Origin of the sequence: Kribbella sandramycini (genome assembly GCF_013131805.1) — a bacterium.
GTDB lineage: Bacteria > Actinomycetota > Actinomycetes > Propionibacteriales > Kribbellaceae > Kribbella > Kribbella sandramycini.
This window is the reverse complement of sequence record NZ_JABJRC010000002.1, coordinates 1075233-1101839: the sequence shown is the minus strand read 5'-3', so window position 1 is coordinate 1101839 and position 26607 is coordinate 1075233. Positions and strand designations below refer to the sequence as shown.

The window sequence follows — 26607 nt, the reverse complement described above, 5'->3', positions numbered from 1 at the left end:
CCGATAAGCCCCGCCGACCGGATCCGACGAGCCTGAGGACGCCCGCACCCCGATGATCACTGTCTCCAATCTCGAGGTGCGTGTTGGCGCCCGCCAGCTGCTCGCGCCGGCGTCGTTCCGGGTCGGCCCGGGGGACAAGGTCGGCCTGGTCGGCCGCAACGGCGCCGGGAAGACGACGCTGACCAAGATCCTGGCCGGCGAGGGTCTGCCGGCCAGTGGCTCGGTGACGAAGTCCGGCGAGATCGGCTACCTCCCGCAGGACCCGCGGACGGGCGATCTCGACGTCCTCGCCCGGGATCGGATCCTGTCCGCCCGCGGCCTGGACGAGGTCGTCCGCCGGTTGCGCAGCGCCGAGAAGTCGATGGCCAGCGCCGACGAGAAGACCCGCTCGAAGGGGATGCGCCGCTACGAGCGCGCCGAGGCCGACCTGCACGCCGCCGGCGGGTACGCCGCCGAGTCCGAGGCGGCCCGGATCGCGGCGAACCTGGGCCTGCCCGACCGGGTCCTCGGCCAGCCGCTGAGCACGTTGTCGGGTGGTCAGCGCCGCCGCGTCGAGCTCGCCCGGATCCTGTTCGCGCAGGCCGAGGTGCTGCTCCTCGACGAGCCGACCAACCACCTGGACGCCGACTCGATCGTCTGGCTGCGCGACTTCCTCAAGCAGTACGCCGGCGGCGTCATCATGATCAGCCACGACGTGAACCTGCTCGAGGAGACCGTCACCCGCGTCTTCCACCTGGACGCGAACCGGGCCGAGATCGATATCTACAACGTCGGCTGGAAGGCCTACCTGACCCAGCGCGAGCAGGACGAGCGCCGCCGTAAGCGTGAGCGCGCGAACGCCGAGAAGAAGGCCAGTCAGCTGGTCGAGCAGGCGAACAAGATGCGCGCCAAGGCGACCAAGGCGACCGCCGCTCAGCAGATGCTGCGCCGGGCCGAGCAGCTGATGTCCTCGCTGGACGAAGAGCGCCGTTCGGACCGGGTCGCGAAGATCGCGTTCCCGACGCCGGCCCCCTGCGGCAAGACGCCGTTGATGGCCAAGGAGCTCTCGAAGTCCTACGGCTCGCTGGAGATCTTCACCGACGTCGACCTGGCCATCGACCGCGGTTCGCGCGTCGTCGTCCTCGGCCTGAACGGCGCCGGTAAGACGACGCTGCTGCGGGTGCTGTCCGGGATCGAGAAGTCCGACACCGGTGAGGTGATCGACGGTCACGGCCTCAAACTCGGGTACTACGCCCAGGAGCACGAGACCCTTGACGTCAACCGCACGGTGATCGAGAACATGAAGACGGCCGCGCCGGATCTGAACGAGACCCAGGCCCGGAGCGTGCTCGGCGCCTTCCTGTTCTCGGGTGACGACGCCGACAAACCCGCGAGCGTCCTGTCCGGTGGCGAGAAGACCCGGCTGGCGCTCGCCACGCTGGTGGTCTCGGCGGCCAACGTCCTGCTCCTCGACGAGCCGACCAACAACCTGGATCCGGCGTCCCGCGAAGAGGTGCTGAACGCGATCCGCTCCTATCAGGGCGCGATCGTGCTGGTCACCCACGACGAGGGCGCCGTCCAGGCCCTCGAGCCCGAGCGCGTCCTGCTCCTCCCGGACGGCGTCGAGGACCTTTGGACCAACGACTACGCCGACCTGGTCTCGCTCGCTTAACTTACTCCGGGGTAATGTAGGTCGCATGACGGATCTCGGACTGCGGTTCTCGGTGGACGGCCCGGTGGCGCGTGTGGTGCTCGACCGGCCGGAGGTGCGCAACGCGCAGACTCCGGCGATGTGGCGGGCGCTGGCCGATTTCGGCCGCTCGCTGCCGGACGACGTCCGCGTGGTCGTGCTGTCGGGGGAGGGCCAGTCGTTCTCGGCGGGTCTCGATCGGCGGCTCATCATGGGCGAGAACGACCAGGGGGAGGAGCCGCTGCTCGCGCTCGGCGCGAAGCCGACGGCCGAGGTGTACGAGATCGTCGCCGAGTTCCAGGCCGGTTTCTCCTGGCTGCGGAACCCGAACATCGTCAGCATTGCGGCCGTCCAGGGCCACGCCGTCGGCGCCGGTTTCCAGCTCGCGCTCGCCTGCGACCTGCGCGTGCTCACGCCGGATGCGAAGTTCAGCATGCGCGAGCCCGCCCTCGGTCTGGTCCCCGACCTCGGCGGCACGCAGCCGCTGGTCCAGCTGGTCGGCTACTCGCGGGCGCTGGAGATCTGCGCGACCACGCGCTGGGTCGAGGCGGCCGAGGCGAAGGAGCTCGGCCTGGCGAACATCGTCGTCCCGGCCGAGGAGCTCGCCGGCACGGTGAAGGACCTGACGGACGCCGTACTGACGCCGCTCGCGGGCGCCGTCCGGGAGACGAAGGCGCTGCTGCTCGGCGCGGCCGATCGCTCGTACGCCGATCAGCTCAAGGCCGAGGGGGCCGCGCAGGAGCGCCGGCTCAAGGAGCTCATCGCCGCCTTCGGCTGAGCACCCCGATCGGGCGCCGGGAACATCGGCGTAACCTGAAGTGTTCTCCAGGTTTACGGGGAACGCGAAGGGAGCCGTATGTCGGGAATGGGCCGGATGCCGGTCGGCGCGAACTGGCGCCGGCAGGACGCGTCGGTCGTCGGTCAGAAGCTCGCGAAGGGCACGCTGCGGCGGATCGTCGCCTTCGCACGCCCGTACCGGCTGCACATCACGCTGTTCCTGCTGCTCGTGGTGATCTCCGCGTTCCTGGTGATCGCGTCGCCGCTGCTGTTCAAGAAGATCGTGGACGACGGCATTTCGAAGGGAAACGCCGGTCTCGTCACCGCGCTCGCCCTGGTGGTCGCGCTCCTCGCGGTCGTCGAGGCGGGCCTCGGTTTGTTGCAGCGCTGGTTCTCGGCGCGGATCGGTGAGGGTCTGATCTACGACCTGCGGACGAAGGTCTTCGGGCACGTGCAGCAGATGCCGGTCGCGTTCTTCACCCGGACGCAGACCGGCGCGCTGGTCTCCCGCCTGAACAACGACGTCATCGGCGCGCAGCAGGCCTTCACCTCGACGCTGTCCGGCGTCGTCTCGAACATCATCAGCCTGATCCTGGTCGTCGGCGCGATGCTCGTGCTGAGCTGGCAGCTGACGCTGGTCGCGATCCTGATGCTGCCGATCTTCCTGATCCCGGCCCGGGTCCTCGGCCGCCGGCTCGCTGCGATGACCCGGGAGCAGATGAACCTGAACGCCGAGATGTCGACGACGATGACCGAGCGGTTCAGCGTCGGCGGCGCGCTGCTCGTCACGCTGTTCGGCCGGCCCGCGATCGAGAGCCGCGAGTTCGGCGAGCGGGCCGGTCAGGTCCGCGACCTGGGAATCCGGATCGCGATGCTCGGCCGGGTGTTCTTCACCGCGCTCACACTGGTCGCGGCGCTGGCGACCGCGCTCGTGTACGGCGTCGGCGGCAACCTCGCCGTCCGCAACACGCTCACGATCGGGACGCTGCTGGCGCTGGTCGCCCTCCTCGGCCGGCTGTACGGGCCGCTGACCGCGCTCTCGAACATCCGCGTCGACGTGATGACGGCGCTGGTGTCGTTCGAGCGGGTCTTCGAGGTGCTCGACCTGCAGCCGATGATCCAGGACCGGCCCGACGCTTCCGACGTACCGGCGGACGCCGCGAGCGTCGAGTTCGACCATGTCGCGTTCGCGTACCCGACGGCCGAGCAGGTGTCGCTGGCGAGTCTGGAGTCGGTCGCCGTCCTCGACAAGCGCGCGTCGGCGCAGGTGCTCGAGGATGTGAGCTTCGTCGTCCAGCCCGGTCAGATGGTCGCGCTGGTCGGCCCGTCCGGTGCCGGGAAGACGACCATCACGAACCTGGTGGCGCGGTTGTACGACGTCAGCGGGGGAGCGGTCCGGGTCGGCGGGCACGACGTGCGTGACGTGACGCTGCGGTCGCTGCACGACCGGATCGGGTACGTGACGCAGGACGCGCACATGTTCCACGACACGATCCGCGCCAACCTGGTCTACGCCAAGCCGGATGCCACCGAGGAGGAGATGATCGAGGCGCTCCAGGCCGCGCAGGTCCGGGAGCTGGTCGAGGCGCTGCCGGACGGGCTGGACACGGTCGTCGGGGATCGCGGTCATCGGCTGTCCGGCGGCGAGCGGCAGCGGCTGGCGATCGCCCGGTTGTTGCTCAAGGCACCGCAGATCGTCGTCCTGGACGAAGCGACTGCGCACCTGGATTCGGAGTCCGAGGTCGCCGTCCAGCAAGCGCTCGACACCGCGCTGGCCGGCCGGACGTCGCTGGTGATCGCACACCGGTTGTCGACCGTGCGGAACGCGGATCTGATCCTGGTGGTTGACCACGGCAACATCGTCGAACGCGGTACCCACGAGCAACTGCTGGCCCGCGGCGGCGAGTACGCCGACCTGTATCGCACCCAGTTCGCGGAGAGCACGCTACCGTTGAGCTGAGGCGCCGGGGAGGAGGGGCATGATCAAACTCGCGTTGGTCCTCCTCGCGGGGTACGCGGGCTACAAAGTTGCCTACCACTCCGAAGACGGCCGCCATTACGGCAAGGTCGGCGACCGCACCCTGCGGACGTCGCTCTCCCTGCTCATCGGCGCGCTGGCCGCGGGAATCACCTACGTAGCCCTGCTCCGCTACTGACTACGAAGCGTTCTCCTGCTGCGGATCCTGCTCCAGCAGGTGCAGAACCGGCACCTTCAGATGCCGGCGCGCCGAGTTCGTCCAGTCCAGGTGGAAGAACTCCGCCACCACATGCGGCCGGGTCAGAATCACCACTTCCTGCCCCTGCGCCGCCTCCACAGTCGCGATCAGCGCGTCGATCGGCCGGTCGTGCGAGATCCCGCCGTCCGCCTCCTTGCCCAGATCCCGCAGCCGCTGCACACTCCGGCCGCTGCACCCCTTGGCCTCACTGTCGATCGCCCGCTGCGCCTCGGCCAGATCCTGCCGCTGCGTAGCCAGCCCCGGCCCGTACAGATCCGCCGTCCCCAACGCACTGATCGAAGCCTCCACCCCAGCCTCCGCATTGTGACAAGGCACCAGCACGTGATACCTGACCGCCTCCGGCATCTCCTCGTGCAGCTCCACCACCCGCCGCGCGTCCGGCTCCGACAACTCCTGCTCCACCAGCAGCACAACGTCGTACATAGCAACCTCCGCTCTCGGGCCCCTACACCCCCATAGTGCCCCCGAGTCCCCACATTTCACTCACCTGAATCGTTCCACCCGCCGCCTTCCGTACGTGCGGAGCGCACGCAGCAGGTCGATTTCGCGGAACGCGGGCCAGTTCAGGTCGCAGAACGCGATATCCGAGCGGGTCGCCTGCCAGAGCAGGAAGTCGGACATGCGCAGCTCGCCGCTCGTCCGGATCACGAGATCCGCGTCCGGCAGCGACGGCACGTACAGGTGCCGGCTGATCTCCGCCTCGGTCAGCGTCGCCGCGATCTCGTCCAGACCGCGCCCGGACGCCGCAGCCTCGTCCAGCACCCCGCGGATGGCGTCAACCAGCTCGAGGCGACCGCTGTAGCCGATCGCGACAGTCAGATCGCCGGCGTCCGCCCGGTCCCGCGTGGCCTCGACAGCCTCCTTCAGCGCACGTGCCGTTGTGTCAGGCAACAGATCGAGCTGACCGGCGACATGCAGCCGCCACCGGTGGTCGCGGCGGACATGGTCGGCCAGGACGGTTTCGGCGAGCCGCATCAGGTAGTCGACCTCGGCCGAGTCCCGGCGGCGGAGCATCAGATGGTTGCGCTTGTCAGGACGTCGGCGAGGTCGAACTTCACCGGTTCTTCGAGTTGGTCGTAGGTGCAGGAGCCGGGGGTGCGGTCGGGGCGCCAGCGGACGAATTGGGCGGTGTGGCGGAAGCGGATGCCTTCCATGTGGTCGTAGCGGACTTCGACGACGCGTTCGGGGCGGAGAGGGGTGAAGGAGAGGTCTTTGCCGGCTTGCCAGCGGCTGCCTTCGGCGTTGCGGGGGGTGCGGACGCCTTCTTCCTGTTTGGCCCAGGCCCAGGGGTGGTCGTCGAAGGTGGTGACGAGGGGCTGGAGTTCGGTGAAGAGCTCTTCGCGGCGGGCCATCGGGAAGGCGCCGATGACGCCGACGCTGGCGAGGGTGCCTTCGGCGTTGTAGAGGCCGAGGAGGAGGGAGCCGATGCGGTCGGGGCCGCTCTTGTGCAGGCGGTAGCCGGCGACGACGCAGTCCGCCGTCCGCTCGGGTTTGACCTTGAACATCGTCCGCTTGTCGGGCAGGTAGAGGCCGTCGAGGGGTTTGGCGATCAGGCCGTCCAGGCCGGCGCCCTCGAACTGCTCGAACCACTGGCCCGCGGTGTCGTGGTCGGTGGTCGCGGGGGTGACGTGGATCGGCTCCTTGGCGTCGGCCAGGGCTTCGAGCAGCGCCGTACGCCGTTCCGCGAACGGGCGCTCGGTGTAGTCCTCGTCCCCGAGCGCGAGCAGGTCGAAGGCGACGAACCGGGCCGGCGTCTTCCCGGCGAGCATGTTGACCCGGCTCGCGGCCGGGTGGATGCGCTGCTGGAGGGCCTCGAAGTCGAGCCGGTCGCCGGACTCGCCGATCACGATGATCTCGCCGTCGATCGCGCACCGCTCGGGCAGGTTCGCCAGGACGGCGGCGACCAGCTCGGGGAAGTAGCGCGTCATCGGTTTCTCGTTCCGGCTGCCGATCTCGACCTCGTCGCCGTCGCGGAAGATGATCGAGCGGAACCCGTCCCACTTCGGCTCGTAGCTCAGCTCCCCGCGCGGGATCCCTTTCACGGGTTTGGCGAGCATCGGCTTGACCGGTGGCAGCACAGGCAGGTCCATCTCGTCATTCTGACCCACCGCGCCCCGAGTCGGGTGGACAGTGCACCCGATTGCCCTCGACAATTTCCGCCATGAGTCCGGTCCAGGCGCGTCCCTCGGATGCCGAGCGTGATCGCGCGCTCGCGATCCTGCGTGCGGGCGCGGGGAGCGGCCGGCTGTCCCACGACACCTTCGTCCGCCGGATGAACTTCGTCCTGAACGCCCAGAGCCGCGGCGAGCTCGACTCGGTCCTGACCGACCTGCCCAAACCGGAGCCCCGCGTGAAGGTCTGGGCCCGTACCGTGCGCGACCGGGTGGCCCGGGTCGAGGTCTGGCGCCGCCTGGAGGACCTCGTCGGCGTCCCGCTGGCCCGGCGGACGCCGATCATGCTGCCGATGACCGCTCTCGCGCTGCCCGCGCCGGGCTCGGCGACCGTCCGCGTCGGCCGCGGTGACGGCGCGACACTCCGGCTGGCCGATGTCGGCGTCTCCCGCCGGCATGCCGAGCTGCGGCATGTCGGCGACGGCTGGATGGTCCGCGACCTCGGCTCGATGAACGGCACCGAGGTGAACGGCCTCCGGATCACGACCGCGACCCGCGTCCGCCCCGGCGACCGCGTCTCCTTCGGCCCGGTCGCCTTCGTCCTCACCTGGACGGAATAGCCCGCGCCGGCTGGTCCGGGTCGATAACGGTCGGGTGCGCCGCGGGATGCGCGGCCCACCAGCCGCGGACGGCGGCGTTCGCGGCGATCGTCTCGCGGTAGGTGTCGACGAAGGTCTGGTGGACGACGTTGACCGTTTCCTGGCTCACGTTGTCGACCCGCCAGCGCAGCGTCCGCCGCCAGTACAGCGGCGTCCCGACCAGCGGTTTCACGACCGTCCGGGGGAGCTCCCGGACCGTCGGCGCGCACAGGCAGATCCCGCGGCCGGCGCCGATCAGCTGCTCGATCTCGGTGGTGTCGAGGTTGCCGTACCGGAAGTCCGGAGTGAAGCCGGCCTGCTCACACGCCTCGCGCAGGTAGGCCAGATCGCCGTCCTCCTTACCGGCCGGCGGGCAGATCCAGACATCGTCGGACAGCTCCGCCAGCTGGACCTCGTCGGCATCGGCCAGCCGATGGGTGGCAGGGAGCGCGACCCCGAACGGCTCCGGGTAGACCATCGTCTGCTCACGAATACCCTGCGGGCACGGCGGCGCGTACGCGTCCTCGCACCGGCCGAGCATCGCGATGTCGATCACGTCGGCCGCGAGCAGCTCGGTCAGCACCGCGGTGGACGAATCCACTTGGCTGGCGACGTCGCGGTCCGGGAGTGCCTCCTCGAGCCGGGACAGCCAGCTGCCGAACATCACTGTCCGGGCCGAGCCCAGCCGAAGCGTGCCGGAGCCGCTGGTATAACGCCGGGACGATCCGACCAGCTCGTCCATGTCCGCGAGCATCGACCGCGATCGGGTCAGCACGTGCTTTCCCAGGGGAGTCGGTACGACGCCGCTCGGCCCGCGCTCGAACAGCGAACCGCCGACCGCGTCCTCGATTCTGTGCAGCTGGGCGGTCAGCGACGGCTGCGACACCCCGAGCGCGGCGGCGGCCTTGGAGACGCTGCCCGTGTCCGCCAGCCGGCAGACCACGCGCAGGTGGCGAAGTTCGAGCTCCATAGCGGGGAGGTTATGCCCTGCTGGGATATCACAGCCATCACGTAGAGGTGTCAATCTCTTCGGAACGAGGACGCCGGTCGCTCACCTGCCTGCCCTGCCGGAGCCGGTCTTCTCGTCCATCCGCCACCGGCCGACCGGACTGCAGCCCCAGCGGCCGGTGGCGGCGTCCCGCCCCCTTCCTAGTGAGGACATGTCCCGTGAAACGCACTGCCCTGCGTGCAACGGCGATCGGCAGCGTGCTGAGTCTCGCGGTGCTGACCACAGCAGTGGTCACCACGAAGCTCCCGGCCGCCACCGCCGATGCCGAAGCAGCATCCAAGCCCGATCCGCGGGCTGCCGCGATCCGCACCGCCGACCGCCTGGTCGACGGCCGGGCCGCCGAGTTGAAAGCCGGTTCTGGGGACCGGTTCATCCGTCAGCAGGACATCAGCACGCCGTGGGGCCTGCACTACGTCGCCTACCAGCGCACGTACCAGGACCTCGCGGTGATCGGCGGCGACTTCGTCGTCACCACGGACGGCGCCGGTAACGCCAAGAGCATCACTGTCGCCCAGCAGCAGCCCATTTCGGTCGACCGCACACCCACGGTCTCGAAGGCGGCGGCGAAGAAGGCCGCGCTGAAGGCGATCGACAAGGCCGGCCCGGTGCCTGGTGAGCCCACGCTGGTCGTGTACGCCGGCGGCGCCAAGCCGGTGCTCGCCTGGGAGGCCCGCGTCCAGGGCACCGACCACGGCGAGCCGAGCAGGCAGAAGGTGTACGTCGACGCCCGCACCGGCAAGGTCGTGCACACGATCGAGGAGACCGCGTCCGGGACCGGTACCGGCGCCTGGAACGGCTCGAACCTGACGATCGGGACGACGCAGTCCGGCTCGACGTACACGATGGTCGACCCGGCCCGGCCCTCGCTGCGCTGCGGCAACCAGTCGAACGGGACCACCTTCTCCGGCCCGGACGACGTCTGGGGCAGCAGTTCGAAGACCGACCGCGAGGCCGGCTGCGTCGACGTGATGAACGTCGCCGCCGGTGAGTGGGACATGCTGAAGAACTGGTACGGCCGCAACGGCCTGGACAACCAGGGCAAGTGGGCCGACGCGCTGGTCGGGCTCGGCGACGTGAACGCGTACTGGGGTTCGCAGTACAACCCCGACGGCGTCGTCTTCGGTTACAACAACGCGCGGGAGTGGATCACCGGCACCGACGTCGTGGCGCACGAGTACGGCCACGGTCTGGACGCGAACACCCCGGGCGGCATCTCCGGCCACCCGTCGCAGGAGGCGGTCGCGGACATCTGGGGAGCGCTCACCGAGGCGTACCTGAACAACCCGAACGACGCGCCCGACTACGAGGTCGGCGAGCGGATCAACCTGCAGGGGCAGGGCCCGATCCGGTACATGTACCAGCCGTCGAAGATCTCCGGGCACCCGGACTGCAACTCCAGCAGCCTGCCCAGCTCGGTACACGCGGCAGCCGGGCCGATGAACCACTGGTTCTACCTGCTGGCCGAGGGCACCAGCCCCGGTAACGGCAAGCCGAACAGCCCGACCTGTAACAACACGACGCTGACCGGTATCGGCATCAAGGAAGCCGGCAAGATCTTCTACAACGCGATGCTCGCCAAGACGTCGGGCATGTCCTACGCGAAGTGGCGGACGACGACGCTGACCGCGGCCAAGAACCTGGACAGCAGCTGCGCCCTGCACGGCAAGGTGAAGGCGGCCTGGGCGGCCGTCTCGGTGCCGGCCCAGTCCGGTGAGGCGACCTGCACGGCGTCCGGGAACGACTTCACGATGTCGGTGTCGCCGGCCGGCGGTTCGGTGAAACCCGGAGAGAGCGCTTCCGCGACGGTGAACACCGTGATCGGCAGCGGGTCGGCGCAGTCCGTCCAGCTGACCGCGAGCGGGCTGCCGTCCGGCGCGAGCGCGTCGTTCGACCCGGCGTCGATCCAGTCCGGCAACTCGTCGACGCTGCGGATCAGCACGACGTCGAGCACGCCGGAGGGCACGTACGACATCAGCATCTCCGGTGACGGCGCGGACGTCGACCGGACGGCGTCGTACCGGCTGACCGTCGGCGGATCCGCCCCGCCCGCCGGGGTACCGAACATCGACGTCGAGAAGGTGAAGGCGCACCTCGTGGCGCTGCAGGCGGCGGCCGACAACAACGGCGGGCACCGCCGGGCCGGGAGTGCGGGCTACACCGCGTCGGTGAACTACGTCGAGCAGAAGCTGCGGGACGCCGGCTTCAACGTCACCAAGCAGCGGTGCACGAACTGCCAGTACCCGTCGGACAACCTGATCGCGGACTTCCCCGGTGGGGACGCCAACCAGGTCATCATGCTCGGCGCGCACCTGGACGGCGTCAGCGCCGGCCCGGGCAGCAACGACAACGCCTCCGGCTCGGCGGCGATCCTCGAGGTCGCGCTGGCGCTGGCACAGCAGAAGCCGACGCTGGCCAAGCACGTGCGGTTCGCCTGGTGGACCGATGAGGAGCAGGGCCTGAACGGCTCGAAGTTCTACGTCAGCCAGCTGCCCACGGCCGACCGGTCGAAGATCAAGGCCTACCTGAACTTCGACATGGTCGCGTCCACCAACGCGGGCTACTTCGTCAACAACATCACCACGGACACCGGCAAGGTGCTGAAGGCGTTCTACGACGGGCTGAACCTGGCGCCCGAGGAGAACACCGAAGGTGCGGGACGTTCGGACGACGCGTCCTTCAAGAACGCCGGGATCCCGACCAGCGGTGTCGCCGCCGGGGCAAGTGCCCGCAAGACGAGCGCGCAGGCACAGAAGTGGGGCGGCACCGCTGGATCGGCATACGACCCCTGCTACCACGCGGCGTGTGACAAGTACCCGTCGAACGTCTCGGCGACGGTGCTGGACCGCAGCGCGGACGCCGCGGCGTACGGCCTGTGGAAGCTGGCTGTCGGCGAGCCGCCGACCGGCAGCGACTTCAGCCTGACGCTCGACCCGGCCAGCGGTTCGGTTGCCCCGGGCAACTCGGTGCAGACGACCGTGCGGACGGCGACGACCAGCGGTGACCCGCAGTCGGTGCAGCTGGCCGCGAGCGGGCTGCCGAGCGGTGCGACCGCGTCCTTCTCGCCGACGAGCGTGAACTCCGGGTCGTCGTCCACGCTGACGATCGCCGCTTCGGCGTCCACCCCGGCCGGGTCGTACAACGTCGTGGTCAAGGGCACCGGCGCGGTCAGCCACGAGGCGACGTACCGGCTCACGGTGACGGGTTCGCAGTCCGGCGCGGTGACCGTTCAGAACCCGGGCAGCCAGTTCGGGTTCGTCGGATGGCAGAGCTTCCCGCTCCAGATCCGGGCGACGTCGAGCGCGGGCCTGCCGGTCACCTTCTCCGCGACCGGCCTGCCCCCGGGCCTCACGATCAGCTCCTCCGGAGCGATCACCGGGACGCCGACCACCCGAGGCACCTTCTCGGCAACCGTGACCGGCACCGACTCCGGCGGCGCGTCCGGTAAGGCGACCTTCACCTACACCATCTACTAACCCTCAGCTGGTCGCGGAGGAACCCACCAGGTCCTCCGCGACCCGAACCGGCCGCGTGGCCTTCTCCCTGATGAGGTGGGGAGAAGGCCACGCGGCCACGTGTCATGGCACCAGAACAACTTTGCCGACGGCCCGCCGCTCTTCCAAGGCACGGTGAGCCGTGGCCGCGTCGGAGAGCGGGAACGTCGTAGAGAGCGCTCTCCAGCGTCCCTCGATCGTCTCGTCGAGTGCGATCCGCTCGAACTCGCGCAGCCGCGCCCGCACGTCGCCGAGCGCCGCCGTCACCGTGATCCCGCGGGTGGACAACACAGGGGAGTCCACCGGCAACGGGTCACCACCCGACCATCCGAAGGTGAGCACTCGACCGCCGTCCGCAACGAGCTCCAGCGCTTGCCGGCCACTCTCCCCGGCCACCCCGTCGAGCATCACCGTCACCGGCCGCTCGGCCGGCGCGAGATCGGTTCGGAGAGCGCTCACCCAGTTGGGATCTTGGTAGTCGGCCGCGTAGTGGGCGCCCAGCTCGCGGACCAGCTGAACTTTGGCCGGGCCGCCGGCGACGCCGATGACGGTCGCGCCGGCGTTGCGAGCGGCTTGGACGAGGTAGCTGCCGATACCGCCGGCGGCGGAGGTGATCAGGACCACGTCGTCGGGAGAGAGCGCTGCCTGGGCAAGGATCCCGGCGGTGGTGCGGCCGGTGCCGATGGCGGCGACGGCCTGGACGCCATCCACATGGTCCGGTAGCTCGTAGAGCGATTCCACCTTCGCGACGGCGAGTTCGGCGTAGCCGCCGGGAACCATGCCGAGGTGGACGACGACGCGTTTGCCGAGCCAGCTCGGGTCGGCGTCCGGGCCCAGGGCGCGGACCACCCCGGCGACCTCGCGGCCGGGGATGGTGGGGAGGTCGGGGGCGGTGAAGGCGGTGCCGTCGAAGTCACCGGCGCGCAGGAAGGTGTCGAGCAGGTGGACGCCGGCGGCCTCGACCTGGAGCAGGACCGTGCCCGGCCCGGGCACGGGGTCCGCGACGTCCTCGTAGCGCAGGTTCTCGGGCGGGCCGAACGCGTGCAACCGGATCGTCTTCATGGCTCCGGAACCTATGACCTCAAGTGAGCTTGAGGTCAACCTTCCAGCCAGTACTGCCGATCCGGTAGCAGGGCGGCCAGTTGGGTGAGCAGTTCGGCGGGGAGATCGGCAGCGAGCGCTTTCTCGAGCGCGTCCACGCGGCTGGGTTTGGTGATGCCGACGACGGTTGCGGTGATGTTCGGGTTGTCGACCGAGTGGCGCAGGGCGGCTGTTGCCAGGTCGACGCCGTGGGCGCGGCAGGCGGCGTCCATGTCGGCGACTGCGCGCAGGACGGCGTCCGGCGCGTCCAGGTAGCCGTACTTCGTGGCGCCGGCGGGGTTGGCCAGGATGCCGCCGCCGTAGACGGCCGCGTTGACGACGCCGAGACCGTCGGAGACCGCTCTCTCGATCAGTGCTTCGGCGGAGTGGTCGACGAGCGTCCAGCGGTTGTGCACGAGGAGTACTTCGAAGCCGCCGAGGTCCAGATAGCGGCCGAGCTCGGCCGGGTTGCCGCCCGCGAGGCCGACGTGCCCGATCACGCCGTCCGCGCGCAGCTGCTGCAGCGCGTCGACTGCCGGCCGCATCTCCTCGAACACGTTGAACTCCGGGTCGTGCAGGTAGACCAGCGGCAGGTCGTCGAGCTCGAGCCGCTCCTTGCTCTCGGCAACACTGTCGCGAACCCGCTGCGCCGAGTAGTCGTTGCCCAGAGCATCGACCTTGGTCGCGACCAGGAATCCTGCCGGCAGCCCGCCGTACTCGCGGATCGCGCGACCGATCCGGCGCTCGCTCTCACCGGCGCTGTAGCCGTTCGAGGTGTCGATCCAGGTCAGCGGGCTGTCGAACACCCGGAGGACGACCTCGACCGCCTGATCGGCGCTCACGTCGTACCCGAAGACGTCCGGCATACTGCCCAGGCCGCTGCCGCCCGCGCAGACGCTGGAGACGGTCAGGCCGGTCGATCCGAGGGTTTTCATACCGCCCAGCCTACGAAGATAGGGTGACGGCATGGTGATTCGGCTGAGCGAGCGGTGGCCGGAGGTCAGCCCGGATCGGCTGCTTTCCGAGTGCGTCCCGCCCCCGCGGTTCGCGGATGTCCGGTTCGCCACCTACCGGCCCGACCCGGCCGAGCCGTCCCAGACGGAGGCGCTCACGCTGCTGACCGAGCGTGCCGCCGTGCTGGCGCAGCCCCGGCAGGAGCCGACCCTGTGGTCGCGGCTCCGCGGCCGGACGCCGGCGCCCGGGAAGCCGGGCATCTACCTCGACGGCGGCTTCGGCGTCGGCAAGACCCATCTGCTCGCCTCGCTGTGGCACGAGGCCGCTGGGCCGAAGATGTACTGCACTTTCGTCGAGCTGACCAACCTCGTCGGTGCGCTCGGCCTGCGGACGGCGGTCGAGGCGCTGTCGCCGTACCGGGTGCTCTGCATCGACGAGTTCGAGCTCGACGACCCGGGCGACACGATGTTGATCACCCGGCTGCTCGGCCAGCTCGTGGGCGCCGGCGTCCAGCTGGCCGCTACGTCGAACACGCTGCCCGACAAACTGGGGGAGGGCCGCTTCCAGGCCGTCGACTTCCTCCGCGAGATCCAGGCCCTCGCGGCGAACTTCGACGTCCGCCGCATCGACGGCCCCGACTATCGCCACCGCGGCCTCCCGACCGCGCCCGATCCCTGGCCCGACGAGCGCGTCGAAGCCACCGCCGCCGAACGGCCCGACACCTCCTGCGACCACTTCGTCGACCTGCACCGGCACCTCGCCGAGCTGCACCCGAGCAAGTACGGCGCCCTCCTCGACGGCGTCCAGGCCGTCGGTATCACCGACATCCGGCCGCTGACCGACGAGAACGTCGCCCTCCGGCTGGTCGTCCTCGCCGACCGGATGTACGACCGCGACCTCCCGCTGCTGGCGAGCGGCGTCCCCCTCGACCAGCTCTTCTCGGCCGCGATGCTCAAGGGCGGCTACCGCAAGAAGTACCTCCGCGCTTTGTCACGATTGATCGCACTCGCCCGCAAATCGTGAGCGGATGAGCCCGGAGCGTGTTCTCCTACTGGGACAACTCAAATCTCGGGGGAGAGCGCAATGGAGAACTTACGCAAGCACGCCGACCGCCGCGCGGTCTCGATCGCCCTGCTCCTCGCGGCCGTCGTGATTCTGGCCGTGGGGCGTTTCATCCAGTTCGACGACACCTCCGGGTTCGGGTTCGAGAAATGGAACCGCCCGCTCGGCTACGTCGCCGCCCTGGTCGCGATCGGGGCAGTCGCTGTGGCGGCGCCCGAAGTGAAGGCGCGGCTCTGGTTCGGGGTCGCGCTGCTGGTTCTGGGCGGATGGCTGGTGGTGATGCAGGCGACGTCCGACGGCTTCCGCTTCGTCTGGAGCGTCTCGGACGGCGAGCTGGGCATCCTCTGGTTCTTCCTGCTGCTGCTCGGCGTGGTGATGGTGCTGACCGCCGCGGCCGCGCTCACGGGCGGACGCTGGATGCTCCGGGTCGCCGCTTACCTGGTCGCGACGGTCGCCCTGTGCCTGATCGCGTTCAACCTCGGCCTGGGCTACTACGGCAGCGACTGCGCCGAAGGCGAGTCGGAGTGCCTGTCGTGGCTCGGCGGTGTGTGGTGGGCGGTCCTGACACTCGCGGGTTGCGCGGTGCTCGCGATCGGGTCCGAGGTCGTGTTGTGGCGGCGGCGTAGCTCCGTCAAGGAGCTGGTCGGATAGGGCAGGATGGGCTGATGGCGAAGAAGCAGAAGGTGCAGGCGGGGGCCGGGGGACTGCTGGAGCAGCTGCGGGTGCCTGCCGGGCCGGTGGATCTGACGGCGTACGACCCGCGCGCGACGCCCGGCTTCGCCGGCGCCAAGGACGAGGGCAAACTCGCGCTGGAGACGCTCGGCGCGGGGCTGTCGGACTGGCAGGAGCGGCTGTTCGCCGAAGGCCGCAAGGGCGGCGAGCGCAGCATCCTGCTCGTCCTGCAGGGGATGGACACCTCGGGCAAGGGCGGCGTGATCCGGCACGGCGCCGGGCTGATGGACCCGCAGGGCCTGAAGATCACCTCGTTCAAGGCGCCCACGCCGGCCGAGAAGCGCCGCGGCTTCCTCTGGCGGATCCGCCAGGCCGTCCCCGGGCACGGGATGATCGGCATCTTCGACCGCTCGCACTACGAGGACGTTCTGATCGCGCGCGTCCGGAACCTGGTCGCCCCGAACGTCTGGGACAAGCGCTACGACCAGATCAACGATTTCGAGGCCGAGCTGACCGCGGCCGGCGTCACCATCCTCAAGTGCTACCTGCACATCTCACCCGAGGAGCAGAAGATCCGGCTCCAGGCGCGCCTCGACGATCCGACCAAGGCGTGGAAGTACAACCCCGGCGACGTCGACGAGCGCCGGCTCTGGCCTGACTACATGGAGGCCTACCACGCCGCCCTCGAACGGTGTAACACCGCCGCCGCTCCGTGGTACGTCATTCCGAGCGACCGCAAGTGGTACCGAAACTGGGCAGTCACCACCCTCCTCCAGGAAACCCTCACCGCCCTCAACCCCGAATGGCCGGCCGCCGACTTCGACGTTGCCAAGGAGAAGAAGCGCCTCGCCGCGACCTGAGCCGTCGCCAGGCCAGGGACTACGGTTCGCGCAGCCCCTGGCGAGGGCAAGGTCAGGCGGAGTGGACGAGGACCGGGCGCGGCGCGGGGGCCAGCGTGAGCAGGTCGAGACCCGCGACGCCGTACCGGAGCAGGACCAGGCGCGCGACCTCGGCGCTGACGCCGAGCGGTCGCGAGACCGCGACGGCGCCGGCCTTGCGCGACATCGTCTCGGCCCGGTCCGGGAGGACGCCGGGCGCCAGGAACAGCGAGCCGACGGCCACGTGCCGCCGTCCCTCCAGCCGCCACTGCAGCACGGCTTCGGCCGGGGACGGCGAAGCGGCGCAGACGAACGCGGCGGTCACCGGCAGCTTGTGCCGCTGACCCCAGAGCCGGGCCAGCCGGGTCACGCCGGCGTTGGCCTGCGAGTCGCTCGACCCGGCGGCGGCCAGCACGAGCGCGTCCAGCTCGCGCACGCGGCCGTCCTTGAGCTCGGCGCGCATCCGCCGGTCCAGGACGTCGAGCAGCGTGTCGTCGTACCCGAGGACGTCGGAGGCGATGATCCGCAGGTTCGGGAAGCGGCTGCGGGACTCGTCGATGACGGCCGGGACGTCGATCCGCGCGTGGAACGCGCTGGACAGCAGCAGCGGCAGGACGACGACCTCTTCCACGCCTTCGGCGGCGAGCTTGCCGATCACCTGGTACGGGGTGGGCGGGCAGTGGTCGAGGAAGGAGGCTTCGATCCGCAGGTCGTCACGCATCTCGCGCAGGCACTTGACGAGCGAGTGGACGGTGGCGGCCGAGCGCGGGTCGCGGCTGCCGTGGGCGAGGATCACGAGAGCTGGAGCAGTCACAGCAGTTCCCCTTCTTCGTCGTCGATCATGCCTGCTGCCAGCGTCCATCCGTCGTGGGCGTCGATCAGCAGGAAGGATCCAGTGATGTTGTTACTGGAGTACGGGTCGGCGGCCAGTGGCGCGGCGATTTTGAGCTGCACCTTGCCGATGTCGTTCAGGTCGAGCCCGGCGGCGTCGATGACGCCGAGCGTGGCCAGATCGAGCACCCCGGCGATCTTGGTGACGATCGCCTGGGCCGTGGTGGTGGTGTGTTTGATCAGCAGCCGGGCGCCTACGGTCAGCGGGCGGTCCGAGAGCCAGCACACGGTGGCGGACAGTTCCCGGCGGGTGCCGGGGGAGGATTCGGCCGCGACGATCACCGAGCCGCGGGCGACGTCGATGTCGTCGGCGAGCCGGACGGTGACGGCTTCGCCGGCGACCGCGGTGGGTCGTTCGGCGACGGCGGTGGCGGTGGCGGACACGACCGGGCGGTCGATGCCGGCGATCGAGGTGCGGCGTCCGGCCGGGAGCACGATGACCGGGTCGCCGACGTTGACGGTGCCGGAGGCGACGGTTCCGGAGTAGCCGCGGTAGTCGCGGTACTCGTCGTCGGTCTGCGGGCGGATGACGTACTGGACGGGGAAGCGCAGCGGCTGGGCCGAGGTGTCGGTGCGGCCGTTGGCGTTCTCGAGGACGTCGAGCAGGGTCGGGCCGTCGTACCAGGCGGTGGCTGTGGACGGGGTGACGATGTTGTCGCCGACGAGTGCGGAGACGGGGATGGCGCGGAGGTCGGCGATGCCGAGCTGGTCGGCGAGTTGCCCGACCTCTTTGGCGATGCCGGTGTAGACGGCTTCGTCGTAGTTGACGAGGTCGATCTTGTTGACGGCCAGGACGACGTGCGGGACGCGGAGCAGACCCGCGACGGCCAGGTGCCGCCGGGTCTGTTCGAGGACGCCGTGGCGGGCGTCGACCAGGATGATCACCACGTCGGCGGTCGAGGCGCCGGTGACGGTGTTGCGGGTGTACTGCACGTGTCCGGGGCAGTCGGCCAGGATGAACGAGCGTTTGTCGGTGGCGAAGTACCGGTAGGCGACGTCGATCGTGATGCCCTGTTCGCGTTCGGCGCGCAGGCCGTCGGTGAGCAGGGCGAAGTCGAAGTCACCGCCGCGGGCTTCGGAGACGGTCTTCACGTGCGCGATCTGGTCGGCGAGGATCGCCTTGCAGTCGTGCAGCAGCCGGCCGACCAGGGTGGACTTGCCGTCGTCGACCGATCCGGCGGTGGCCAAACGTAGAAGGGTGTGCTCAGCTGTGCCCATCAGAAGTACCCCTCTCGTTTGCGGTCTTCCATGGCGGCCTCGCTGGCGCGGTCGTCGGCGCGGGTGGCGCCGCGTTCGGTGATCTCGCTGGCCGCGACCTCGACGACGACGTCCGCGGGGGTCGTTGCGGTGGATGCGACGGCTCCGGTGCAGGACATGTCGCCGACGGTGCGGTAGCGGACGGTGCGCTCGGTGACGGTCTCGCCGGCGCGCGGCTGCGAGTAGGGGCCGACGGCAAGCAACATACCGTCGCGCTCGAACACCGGGCGCTGGTGTGCGTAGTAGATGCTGGGGAGCGGGATGTTCTCGCGGGCGATGTAGTTCCAGACGTCCAGCTCGGTCCAGTTGGACAGCGGGAAGACCCGGACGTGTTCACCCGGTTTGTGTTTGCCGTTGTAGAGCGACCACAGTTCGGGGCGCTGGTTGCGCGGGTCCCACTGGCCGAACTCGTCGCGGAGGCTGAAGATGCGTTCCTTGGCCCGGGCGCGTTCCTCGTCGCGGCGGCCGCCGCCGAAGACGGCGTCGAAGCGGTGGTTGTTGATCGCGTCGAGCAGTGGGACGGTCTGGAGCTGGTTGCGGGTGCCGTCGGAGCGCTCGCGCAGCCGGCCGTCGGCGAGGTAGTCCTCGACCTTCGCGACCTCCAGGCGCAGACCCAGCTGGGCGACGGTGTCGTCGCGGTAGGCGAGAACCTCGGGGAAGTTGTGGCCGGTGTCCACGTGCAGCAACGTGAACGGCACACCCGCCGGCGCGAACGCCTTCCGCGCAAGGTGCAGCATCACGATCGAGTCCTTGCCGCCCGAGAACAGAATGACCGGACGCTCGAACTCGGCCGCCACCTCACGGAACACGAAGATGGACTCGCTTTCGAGTGCGTCCAGCTCGGTAACCGTTTGCGTGGACAGGGGAGCCTCCAATGACCGGGGTGGTGGGGCGGGGAAGGTATCCAGAACAGTGGTCATGTGTGGAGCCCGCATTCGACTTTGCCGGTGCCGGACCAGCGGCCGGAGCGGGGGTCTTCGCCGGGTGCGACGCGTTGGGTGCACGGCTCGCAGCCGATCGAGGGGTAGCCGTCGTACTGGAGCAGGTTCACCAGTACGCCGTTGTCGGTGATGTAGGCGTCCAGGTCGTCCTGGGTCCACGGGGCGATCGGGTTGAGTTTGACCATGTCGCGTTTCTCGTCGTACTCGACGACGGGCGTGTTCGCGCGGGTCGGGGCCTCCTCGCGGCGGATGCCGGTGACCCAGGCCTTGTAGTGCGACAGGTGCCGGTTCAGCGGCTCGACCTTGCGCAGCGCGCAGCACTGGTCCGGACGGCGCTCGTACAGCTTCTCGCCGTACTCGGCGTCCTGCTCGGCGACGGTCTGCAGGGGAGTGCCGTTGATCAGGTTGATCGGCAGCATCGAGGCCACCGCGTCCCGGGTGCCGATGGTCTCGGCGAAGTGGTATCCGGTGTCGAGGAAGAGGACGTCCACGCCCGGCGCCGCCTCGGCCGCCAGGTGGGGGAGCGCCCCGTCCGCCATCGACGCGGTGACCACCAGCTCGTCGCCGAAGGTCTCCCGCGCCCACGCCAGCACTTCCTGCGGCGTGGCGCCGGCCAGCCGCTCGTTCGCCTCCTCGGCGACCGACTTCAGATCCGTACTCATTCCACACTCACCCGCAACCCGATCATCTTGAGCTGGAACACCCGAGCGCACGGCCGGCACTCCCACGCGCCATGACCTTCCTCCGACGGACGAAGGTCCTCGTCCCCGCAGTACGGGCAGTACAGCGGTGCAGCGCGCTCGCTCATCGCCGTCCTCGCTTCGCTCCGGGCACCGATGGTCCATGGCTGTATTGGACGGTGAACTCGCTTCGCTCCTTCACTGGAGGGCCTCCTGATCCGCACGGGTGGCCCACTGGGCGAAACGCTCGCCCTCGTTGCGCTCCTTCAGGTAGTTCTGGGTGACGCGCTCGACGTAGTCGGTGAGCTCGTCGGAGGTGACCTTGTGGCCGCGCAGCTTGCGGCCGAAGCCGGCGTCCAGCCCGAGGCCGCCGCCGAGGTGCACCTGGTAGCCGGGGACCTGGTTGCCGTCGGCATCGAGGACCAGCTGGCCCTTGAGCCCGATGTCGGCGACCTGGATCCGGGCGCAGGAGTTCGGGCAGCCGTTCACGTTGACGGTGATCGGGACGTCGAGGTCCGGGATCCGCTCCTCCAGCTCGTCGATCAGCTGGGCCGCGCGGGCCTTGGTCTCGACGATCGCCAGTTTGCAGAACTCGATCCCGGTGCAGGCCATCGTGTTCCGCCGCCAGGCCGACGGCCGGGCCTGGAAGCCGAGCGCGTGCAGAGCCGTCACCAGCGACTCGACCTTCGACTCCTCGACGTCGAGCACGATCAGCTTCTGCTGGGCGGTGGTGCGGATCCGGTCCGAGCCGTGCGCGGCGACGACGTCCGCGACCTGGGCCAGCTTGGCGCCGGAGACCCGGCCGACGACCGGCGCGACGCCGACGTAGTACTTGCCGTCCTTCTGCTGGTGGACGCCGACGTGGTCGCCCTGGACGGCGGGGATCTCCGGTGCCGGGCCGTCGATCAGCTTCCGCTTGAGGTACTTGGTCTCGAGGATCTCGCGGAACTTCTCGATCCCCCAGTCGGCGACCAGGAACTTGATCCGGGCCCGCGTCCGCAGCCGGCGGTAGCCGTAGTCGCGGTAGATACTGCAGATACCCCACCAGGCCTCGTGCACCTCGTCGAGCGGGACCCAGGCGCCGAGCCGCTGCGCGAGCATCGGGTTCGTGGACAGGCCGCCGCCGACCCAGACGTCGAACCCGGGGCCGTGCTCGGGGTGCACGACGCCGACGAACGCGATGTCGTTCACCTCCGGGACGACGTCGTGCGACGGGTGCCCGGTCATCGCGGTCTTGAACTTGCGCGGCAGGTTCGAGAACTCGGTGCTGCCGATGTACTTCTCGACGATGTCGTCGATGGCCGGCGTCGGGTCGATGATCTCGTCGGCGGCGATCCCGGCGACGGGGGAGGAGATGATCACGCGCGGGACGTCGCCGCAGGCCTCGGTCGTGTAGAGGCCGACGGCCTCCAGCTTGGTCCAGATCGCGGGGATGTCCTCGACCCGGATCCAGTGCAGCTGGATGTTCTGCCGGTCGGTGATGTCGGCGGTGTCGCGGGCGTACGTCGAGGAGACCTCGGCGATCACCCGCAGCTGCTCGGTGCTGAGCTGGCCGCCCTCGATCCGGACCCGGAGCATGAAGTACTTGTCGTCCAGCTCCTCGGGCTCCAGGGTCGCGGTCTTGCCGCCGTCGATCCCGGGCTTGCGCTGGGTGTAGAGGCCCCACCAGCGGAACCGGCCGCGCAGGTCGGCCGGGTCGATCGAGTCGAACCCGCGGTGCGCGTAGACGTTCTCGATCCGGGCCCGGACGTTGAGCCCGTCGTCGTTCTTCTTGTTCTCCTCGTTCTTGTTCAGCGGCTCGCGGTAGCCGAGCGCCCACTGACCCTCGCCCTTGCCTTTACGCGGGCGGGGGGCCTTGCGAGGAGTAGCGGAGGTGACGCCAGTCATCCGGCAGGTGTCCTTGTCCTTGTGACAGGTGCGTCCGCCGCAGTGGGGATCGAAACGTCATCGGTTCGATGCTTCTGCGCGGTGCGCACCCAGCGGTGATCGGAGATCAGGGGCCTCAGCGGGGCCCGGCGGGGTGGCTGTCAGAACATCGAAGGACAACAGATGGCGCTGCGCATCCGCCCGAGGTCGACATGAATGCGACCTACGAGGTGGGTGGATCGGGCAGCGAGCATGTCAACAAGAGTCAGCGGGAACGGCTGACAAATCAACTCCCAATTCTGCATCGCGAGACGAGATCTCACGATGTGGTTAACTCTACCAGTCTGGTGGATATTTGTTCGCGCTCGCGACGCAGTCGGCAATCAACCTTGTACAAGGGATCTTGTCCAACTACCCTGGAGTGTATGCCGACAGAAAATCGCCGTCCCACCGGAGCCTCGCGACTCCAGGCGGTCGACCATCCGTTACGCCGCAAGCTGCTGGGCCTGCTCGGGGTCGAGGGGCCCGCCACCGCCTCGATTCTCGCCGCCCGGACGGGGGAGATGGTCGGCAATATCAGCCATCACCTCAAGGTGTTGCGGACGGCGGGGGTGATCGAGGAGGTCCCGGAGCTGGCGAAGGACAAGCGCGAGCGCTGGTGGCGCAGCGCGCTGACGTCGTACGCGTGGCCGGTCGCCGCCGCCGAGCCGGGCGCCGAGATGATCGCCGCGGTCGCTGAGGAGAGCAACGTCACGTACCGGGCCGGCCTGGTCCGCGACTGGTTCAGCCGGCGCGAGGAGCACGGCGAGGAGTGGATCGAGGCCGCGTTCTCGATCGACGTCTGGCTGCGGCTGACGCCCGCGCGGCTGGCCGAGCTGCGCGAGCGGTTACAGGACGTGTTGGAGGAGTACGTCGACGATCCGTCGGCCGAGCCGGAAACTAGACCGGTTTACGTCTTCGCCCAAGGTTTTCCCGCTCAGCCCTGACCTCTGTACGGGCGGCCCCGCGTCCGCTATTTTCCCCGGAATGACAGGAAACTTTCCTGTCAGTTATCGAGGAGGCGGGCGTGTGAGGTCGTTGCTCCGGGTGGGGTCGGTCGTGGTGGCGACCGGATTGGTGCTGGGGGTCACCGGTCCGGTACAGGCAGTGACGGACAGTGGTGCGGTCCGGGTGAATCAGCTCGGCTACGGCGCCTTCGACGGCAAGGCGGCGTACGTGCTGAGTCAGGGCGCGGTGGCCGGGCGGCGGTTCCAGGTCGTGGACGAGCGCGGCCGGCGGGTGCTGACCGGGAAGGTCGGCGCCGGGCTGGGGGAGTGGAACGGGAAGTACCGGCACGTCCATCAGCTGGATCTGTCCCGGCTGTGGGTGCCGGGGACGTACCGGGTCGAGGTGCCGGGGGTCGCGACCTCGCCGGAGTTCGTCGTCCGGGCGGACGGCGACGGGCTGGCGACGTCCGCGAAGGACAAGGCGGTGAACTTCTTCACCGAGCAGCGCGACGGCGCGAACGTCGTCCCGGGCGCGCTGCAGCGCAAACCCGCGCATCTGAACGACCGGACGGCGCAGGTCTACGAGTTGCCGGTCTTCTCGAGCCCGGACACCGACCAGACAGTGGGGGAGTTGCAGCGGATCGGCGGCCCGGTCGACGTCGAGGGCGGCTGGTACGACGCCGGCGACTACCTCAAGTTCACCCATATCGCGGCGTACTCGGAGACGATGCTGTGGGCATCGGCCCGGGACGCGCGGCGTCCGGATCGCAAGCTGCTGCACGAGGCGCGGCACGGGCTGAAGTGGCTGGACAAGATGTGGGACGAGCGGTCGAAGACCCTCTACATCCAGGTCGGCGTCGGCACCGGCAACGCCGAGGGCACGTTCATCGGCGATCACGACATCTGGCGGCTGCCCGAGCAGGACGATCAGCTGACCGACCCGTCCGAGCGGCACCTGCGCAACCGGCCGGTCTTCCGCGCGGCGGCGCCCGGTCAGCCGATCAGCCCGAACCTGGCCGGCCGGACAGCGGCGGCGTTCGCGCTCGCGGCCCAGGTCGAGGCGTCGACCGACCGCAAGCTGGCGCGCAAACACCTGGAGACCGCGGCGCAGATCTTCGCGCAGGCCAAGACCACGAATGTCGGTCAGCTCACGACGTCGCTCCCGTTCGCGTTCTACCCGGAGTCGACCTGGCGGGACGACCTGGAGCTCGGCGCCACCCAGCTCGCGCTGGCCGCGCAGCGGCTGGGGGACCGGCGGGCCGCGGGCTTCGTGCGCCAGGCGGCGTACTGGGCGGAGCAGTACCTGGAGCACGAGGCCGGCGGTGACACGCTCAACCTGTACGACGTGAGCGCGCTCGCCCATGCCGACCTGATCCGGGCCGCGCGATCCGACCGGCGACTGGTCGCGAAGCTGGTCGGCGACCTGCGCGCCCAACTGGAGATCGGGGCGCAGCGAGCGGCGAAGGACCCGTTCCGCGCGGGTGCGCAGTACGACAATTTCGACGCCGTCCCGCACACCTTCGGCCTGGCCGCGACCGCACGCCGCTACCGCCAGGCGACCGGCGACCGCCGCTACGACGCCTTCGGCGCCCAGCAGCTCGACTGGGCCTTCGGCGCGAACGCCTGGGGCGTCTCGTTCATGGTCGGCGTCGGCGACAACGGCAAACGCTGCCCACACCACCAGATCGGCAACATCCTCGGCCGCGAGGTGATCGGCGCCGTCGTCAACGGCCCGAACTCGGCCGACCTCTTCGCCGACGGCCTCGGCGACCACCTCGACGGCATGCAGCCCTGCCCGGCCGAGGGGGTCGACAAGTACGAAGAGTTCACCGGCCGCGGCGCCCGCTACGTCGACGACGTCCGCTCCTGGCAGGCCTCGGAGCCGGCCGACGACTTCGCCGCCATCGCCGTCTACGCGCTGACGCGTTAGTCGCCGACCGGAGTTCCCAGCGGAACGGTGCAGTAGGCGCCGCCGAGGTGATCGGCCTCGGTGGCGCCGCTGTGAGGAGCGCTGTCCTGCGGGTGGTAGCCGATCGCCTCGCCGGCACTCAGATCGAGCCAGCGGGTGGCGTTGCGGGAGATGCCCCACACCATGTGGAAACCGTCGGCGGTCAGCGCGGCGCGGATGAGCCGGATGCAGTCGCCGGGGGACAACCAGGCTGAGCTGAGCCAGGGGTCGGGGCGCGGGTTGAAGTCGCCGATCCGCAGACAGATCACGGCCATCCCGGTGCGGGAATGGTAGAGGCTGCCGAGCGCTTCCAGGGCGGCTTTGCTGAAGCCGTAATGCGTGTCCGGCCGCGGCGCGACGCCGGCGGGGACCGGTGGACGCCCTCCGTCGTCCGGCCGCGGGAGGAAGCCCGCGGCATGGATGCTGGAGGCAAGAATCACCCGGCGCACGCCCTCGAGCCGGGCGGCTTCGAGGACCGTGCGGGTGCCGTCGACGTTGATGGTGAGGATGCGCTCCCAGCTGTCCTCGTCGGCGAGCGCGGCCAGATGCACGATCGACTCGACGCCGCGGCAGGCAGCGCGCATCGCGGCCAGGTCGGTGATCGATACCTGCTGCCAGTCGAGCGTTTCGCCCGGCGGGGGAGCGGCGGTGTCGACGAGGCGGAGCGGCCCGGCCAGGTTTCGGCGGACGGCGGTTCCGATCGAGCCGGCCGCGCCGGTGATCAGAATCGTCACAGGTCGAGCGTCTCGTTGATATGCGCCTGCAGGATCGCGTCGACTTCGGCCGGGTCGCGCCGGCGCAGTGCCTCGAGCAGCGCGTCGTGGCCGTGGGCGACATTCGCCAGCTCGCCGTGCCGGTACGCGTCCCGGTGGAAGTAGGCGCGCACCCGGGGCGCGATCGTCCGCCAGATCTGCAGGCATTGCGGCTGCTCGGCGCGCTCCAGCAGGATCTCGTGGAAGCGCATGTCGGTCTCGACGACCCCGGTCACGTCGCCGGCCGCGGCGGCCTGTCGCATCGCGCCGATCTGCCCCTGTAGCTCGGCCAGATCGGCATCGGTGAGTCGTTGCAGCGCGTGACCGACCGCGAATCGTTCGAGCGTCAGCCGGATCGGCACCAGGACCTTCTCGACCTCCTCGGCGGAGATCTCCGCGACCACGGTGCCGCGGTAGGGATACGTCGTGATCAGCCCCTCCTGCTCGAGCTGGATCATCGCCTCCCGCAGGGGCCCGCGGCTGATGTTCATCTGCGCGGACAGATCGCGTTCGACCAGCCGGTCGCCGGGCTGGAACTCGCCGGTCTCGATGGCGCGCCGCAAAGCCTGGACGACGAGTGCCCGCCGGGAGTCGGCGCTGATCCGGGGGAGCGAGCTAGCACTTTCCATCGTCGGAGCATAACCCTTTCGACCCAAATGGTCGATGGTTGACCATCTACCATCTCCCTGTTTACGGTGAGCCGCATCC

24 protein-coding genes are annotated in these 26607 nt (G+C 69.6%); 11 read left to right on the top strand and 13 right to left on the bottom strand.

Features of this window, described 5'->3' with window-relative positions:
• Window positions 1–52 precede the first annotated feature (52 nt).
• The 4 genes from HPO96_RS12475 (at window position 53) to HPO96_RS12460 (ending at window position 4602) form a co-directional block, all read left to right on the top strand.
• Entirely contained in the window at window positions 53–1651 is a 1599-nt protein-coding gene (locus HPO96_RS12475; RefSeq protein ID WP_171673513.1) for an ABC-F family ATP-binding cassette domain-containing protein, read from the top strand.
• A gap of 25 nt (window positions 1652–1676) precedes the next feature.
• A complete protein-coding gene (locus HPO96_RS12470) occupies window positions 1677–2447 on the top strand; it encodes an enoyl-CoA hydratase/isomerase family protein (protein WP_171673512.1) in 771 nt (256 codons plus the stop codon).
• 78 nt (window positions 2448–2525) lie between these two features.
• On the top strand, window positions 2526–4406 hold the full coding sequence (locus HPO96_RS12465; RefSeq protein WP_171673511.1) for an ABC transporter ATP-binding protein: 1881 nt from the start codon (window positions 2526–2528) through the stop codon (window positions 4404–4406).
• 19 nt (window positions 4407–4425) lie between these two features.
• Entirely contained in the window at window positions 4426–4602 is a 177-nt protein-coding gene (locus HPO96_RS12460; RefSeq protein WP_171673510.1) for a hypothetical protein, read from the top strand.
• Here the strand turns inward: HPO96_RS12460 and HPO96_RS12455 are convergent, their stop codons facing one another.
• From HPO96_RS12455 to HPO96_RS12445, 3 genes are read right to left on the bottom strand one after another with little or no spacing between them, the layout of a single operon-like run.
• On the bottom strand, window positions 4603–5106 hold the full coding sequence (locus HPO96_RS12455) for a hypothetical protein (protein WP_171673509.1): 504 nt from the start codon (window positions 5104–5106) through the stop codon (window positions 4603–4605).
• A gap of 60 nt (window positions 5107–5166) precedes the next feature.
• Window positions 5167–5697, bottom strand: a complete 531-nt coding sequence (gene uppS, locus HPO96_RS12450; RefSeq protein ID WP_171673508.1) for a polyprenyl diphosphate synthase — start codon at window positions 5695–5697, stop codon at window positions 5167–5169.
• Window positions 5697–6773, bottom strand: coding sequence for an ATP-dependent DNA ligase (locus tag HPO96_RS12445; RefSeq protein WP_171673507.1), 1077 nt, complete (start codon window positions 6771–6773; stop codon window positions 5697–5699). The genes uppS and HPO96_RS12445 overlap by 1 nt, the downstream gene beginning before the upstream one ends.
• A 71-nt stretch (window positions 6774–6844) precedes the next feature.
• Here HPO96_RS12445 and HPO96_RS12440 point away from each other — a divergent pair, with 71 nt between their 5' ends.
• The gene (locus HPO96_RS12440) at window positions 6845–7414 is read left to right on the top strand and encodes an FHA domain-containing protein (protein WP_171673506.1); all 570 of its coding nucleotides are present in this window, start codon (window positions 6845–6847) and stop codon (window positions 7412–7414) included.
• Here HPO96_RS12440 and HPO96_RS12435 read toward each other — a convergent pair.
• Window positions 7398–8402, bottom strand: a complete 1005-nt coding sequence (locus HPO96_RS12435) for a LysR family transcriptional regulator (RefSeq protein ID WP_238354972.1) — start codon at window positions 8400–8402, stop codon at window positions 7398–7400. The genes HPO96_RS12440 and HPO96_RS12435 overlap by 17 nt on opposite strands.
• 197 nt (window positions 8403–8599) lie before the next feature.
• Here HPO96_RS12435 and HPO96_RS12430 point away from each other — a divergent pair, with 197 nt between their 5' ends.
• Window positions 8600–11914 carry a M20/M25/M40 family metallo-hydrolase gene (locus HPO96_RS12430; RefSeq protein WP_171673505.1) on the top strand — a complete coding sequence of 1105 codons (3315 nt, stop codon included), beginning with the start codon at window positions 8600–8602 and terminating at the stop codon, window positions 11912–11914.
• Window positions 11915–12016: 102 nt separating this feature from the next.
• Here the strand turns inward: HPO96_RS12430 and HPO96_RS12425 are convergent, their stop codons facing one another.
• Both HPO96_RS12425 and HPO96_RS12420 read right to left on the bottom strand, forming a co-directional pair.
• On the bottom strand, window positions 12017–12994 hold the full coding sequence (locus HPO96_RS12425) for a zinc-binding dehydrogenase (RefSeq protein ID WP_171673504.1): 978 nt from the start codon (window positions 12992–12994) through the stop codon (window positions 12017–12019).
• A 35-nt stretch (window positions 12995–13029) separates the two neighbouring features.
• Entirely contained in the window at window positions 13030–13947 is a 918-nt protein-coding gene (locus tag HPO96_RS12420; protein WP_171673503.1) for an aldo/keto reductase, read from the bottom strand.
• Between the two features lie 31 nt (window positions 13948–13978).
• Between HPO96_RS12420 and zapE the strand changes: the two genes are divergently transcribed.
• The 3 genes from zapE to HPO96_RS12405 are packed head-to-tail and all read left to right on the top strand — an operon-like array spanning window position 13979 to window position 16560.
• Window positions 13979–14989 (top strand): cell division protein ZapE, encoded by a 1011-nt coding sequence (gene zapE, locus HPO96_RS12415; protein WP_171673502.1) that lies wholly within the window; start codon window positions 13979–13981, stop codon window positions 14987–14989.
• A gap of 60 nt (window positions 14990–15049) precedes the next feature.
• The gene (locus tag HPO96_RS12410; protein WP_171673501.1) at window positions 15050–15679 is read left to right on the top strand and encodes a hypothetical protein; all 630 of its coding nucleotides are present in this window, start codon (window positions 15050–15052) and stop codon (window positions 15677–15679) included.
• A 14-nt stretch (window positions 15680–15693) separates the two neighbouring features.
• On the top strand, window positions 15694–16560 hold the full coding sequence (locus tag HPO96_RS12405; protein WP_171673500.1) for a PPK2 family polyphosphate kinase: 867 nt from the start codon (window positions 15694–15696) through the stop codon (window positions 16558–16560).
• Window positions 16561–16612: 52 nt separating this feature from the next.
• Here HPO96_RS12405 and HPO96_RS12400 read toward each other — a convergent pair whose 3' ends face one another.
• The 5 genes from HPO96_RS12400 to HPO96_RS12380 form a co-directional block, all read right to left on the bottom strand.
• Window positions 16613–17392, bottom strand: a complete 780-nt coding sequence (locus tag HPO96_RS12400) for a sirohydrochlorin chelatase (protein ID WP_171673499.1) — start codon at window positions 17390–17392, stop codon at window positions 16613–16615.
• Window positions 17389–18687, bottom strand: a complete 1299-nt coding sequence (locus HPO96_RS12395; protein WP_171673498.1) for a sulfate adenylyltransferase subunit 1 — start codon at window positions 18685–18687, stop codon at window positions 17389–17391. The genes HPO96_RS12400 and HPO96_RS12395 overlap by 4 nt, the downstream gene beginning before the upstream one ends.
• On the bottom strand, window positions 18687–19646 hold the full coding sequence (gene cysD / locus HPO96_RS12390; protein WP_171673497.1) for a sulfate adenylyltransferase subunit CysD: 960 nt from the start codon (window positions 19644–19646) through the stop codon (window positions 18687–18689). The genes HPO96_RS12395 and cysD overlap by 1 nt, the downstream gene beginning before the upstream one ends.
• Complete coding sequence (locus HPO96_RS12385) at window positions 19643–20329, bottom strand: phosphoadenylyl-sulfate reductase (protein ID WP_171673496.1); 687 nt, start codon at window positions 20327–20329, stop codon at window positions 19643–19645. Before HPO96_RS12385 ends, cysD begins: the two co-directional genes overlap by 4 nt.
• A gap of 216 nt (window positions 20330–20545) precedes the next feature.
• Window positions 20546–22234 (bottom strand): nitrite/sulfite reductase, encoded by a 1689-nt coding sequence (locus tag HPO96_RS12380; RefSeq protein WP_171673495.1) that lies wholly within the window; start codon window positions 22232–22234, stop codon window positions 20546–20548.
• 404 nt (window positions 22235–22638) lie between these two features.
• Here HPO96_RS12380 and HPO96_RS12375 point away from each other — a divergent pair, with 404 nt between their 5' ends.
• Together HPO96_RS12375 and HPO96_RS12370 are read left to right on the top strand one after the other, a co-directional pair.
• Complete coding sequence (locus HPO96_RS12375; protein ID WP_171673494.1) at window positions 22639–23199, top strand: winged helix-turn-helix domain-containing protein; 561 nt, start codon at window positions 22639–22641, stop codon at window positions 23197–23199.
• An 82-nt stretch (window positions 23200–23281) separates the two neighbouring features.
• Window positions 23282–25129: a glycoside hydrolase family 9 protein gene (locus HPO96_RS12370; protein WP_337796604.1), complete on the top strand. Its 1848-nt coding sequence runs from the start codon at window positions 23282–23284 to the stop codon at window positions 25127–25129.
• Here HPO96_RS12370 and HPO96_RS12365 read toward each other — a convergent pair.
• Both HPO96_RS12365 and HPO96_RS12360 read right to left on the bottom strand, forming a co-directional pair.
• The gene (locus HPO96_RS12365) at window positions 25126–25881 is read right to left on the bottom strand and encodes an NAD-dependent epimerase/dehydratase family protein (RefSeq protein ID WP_337796603.1); all 756 of its coding nucleotides are present in this window, start codon (window positions 25879–25881) and stop codon (window positions 25126–25128) included. The two genes, HPO96_RS12370 and HPO96_RS12365, sit on opposite strands and share 4 nt — an antisense overlap.
• Window positions 25878–26528, bottom strand: a complete 651-nt coding sequence (locus HPO96_RS12360) for a GntR family transcriptional regulator (protein WP_171673492.1) — start codon at window positions 26526–26528, stop codon at window positions 25878–25880. Before HPO96_RS12360 ends, HPO96_RS12365 begins: the two co-directional genes overlap by 4 nt.
• Window positions 26529–26607 lie beyond the last annotated feature (79 nt).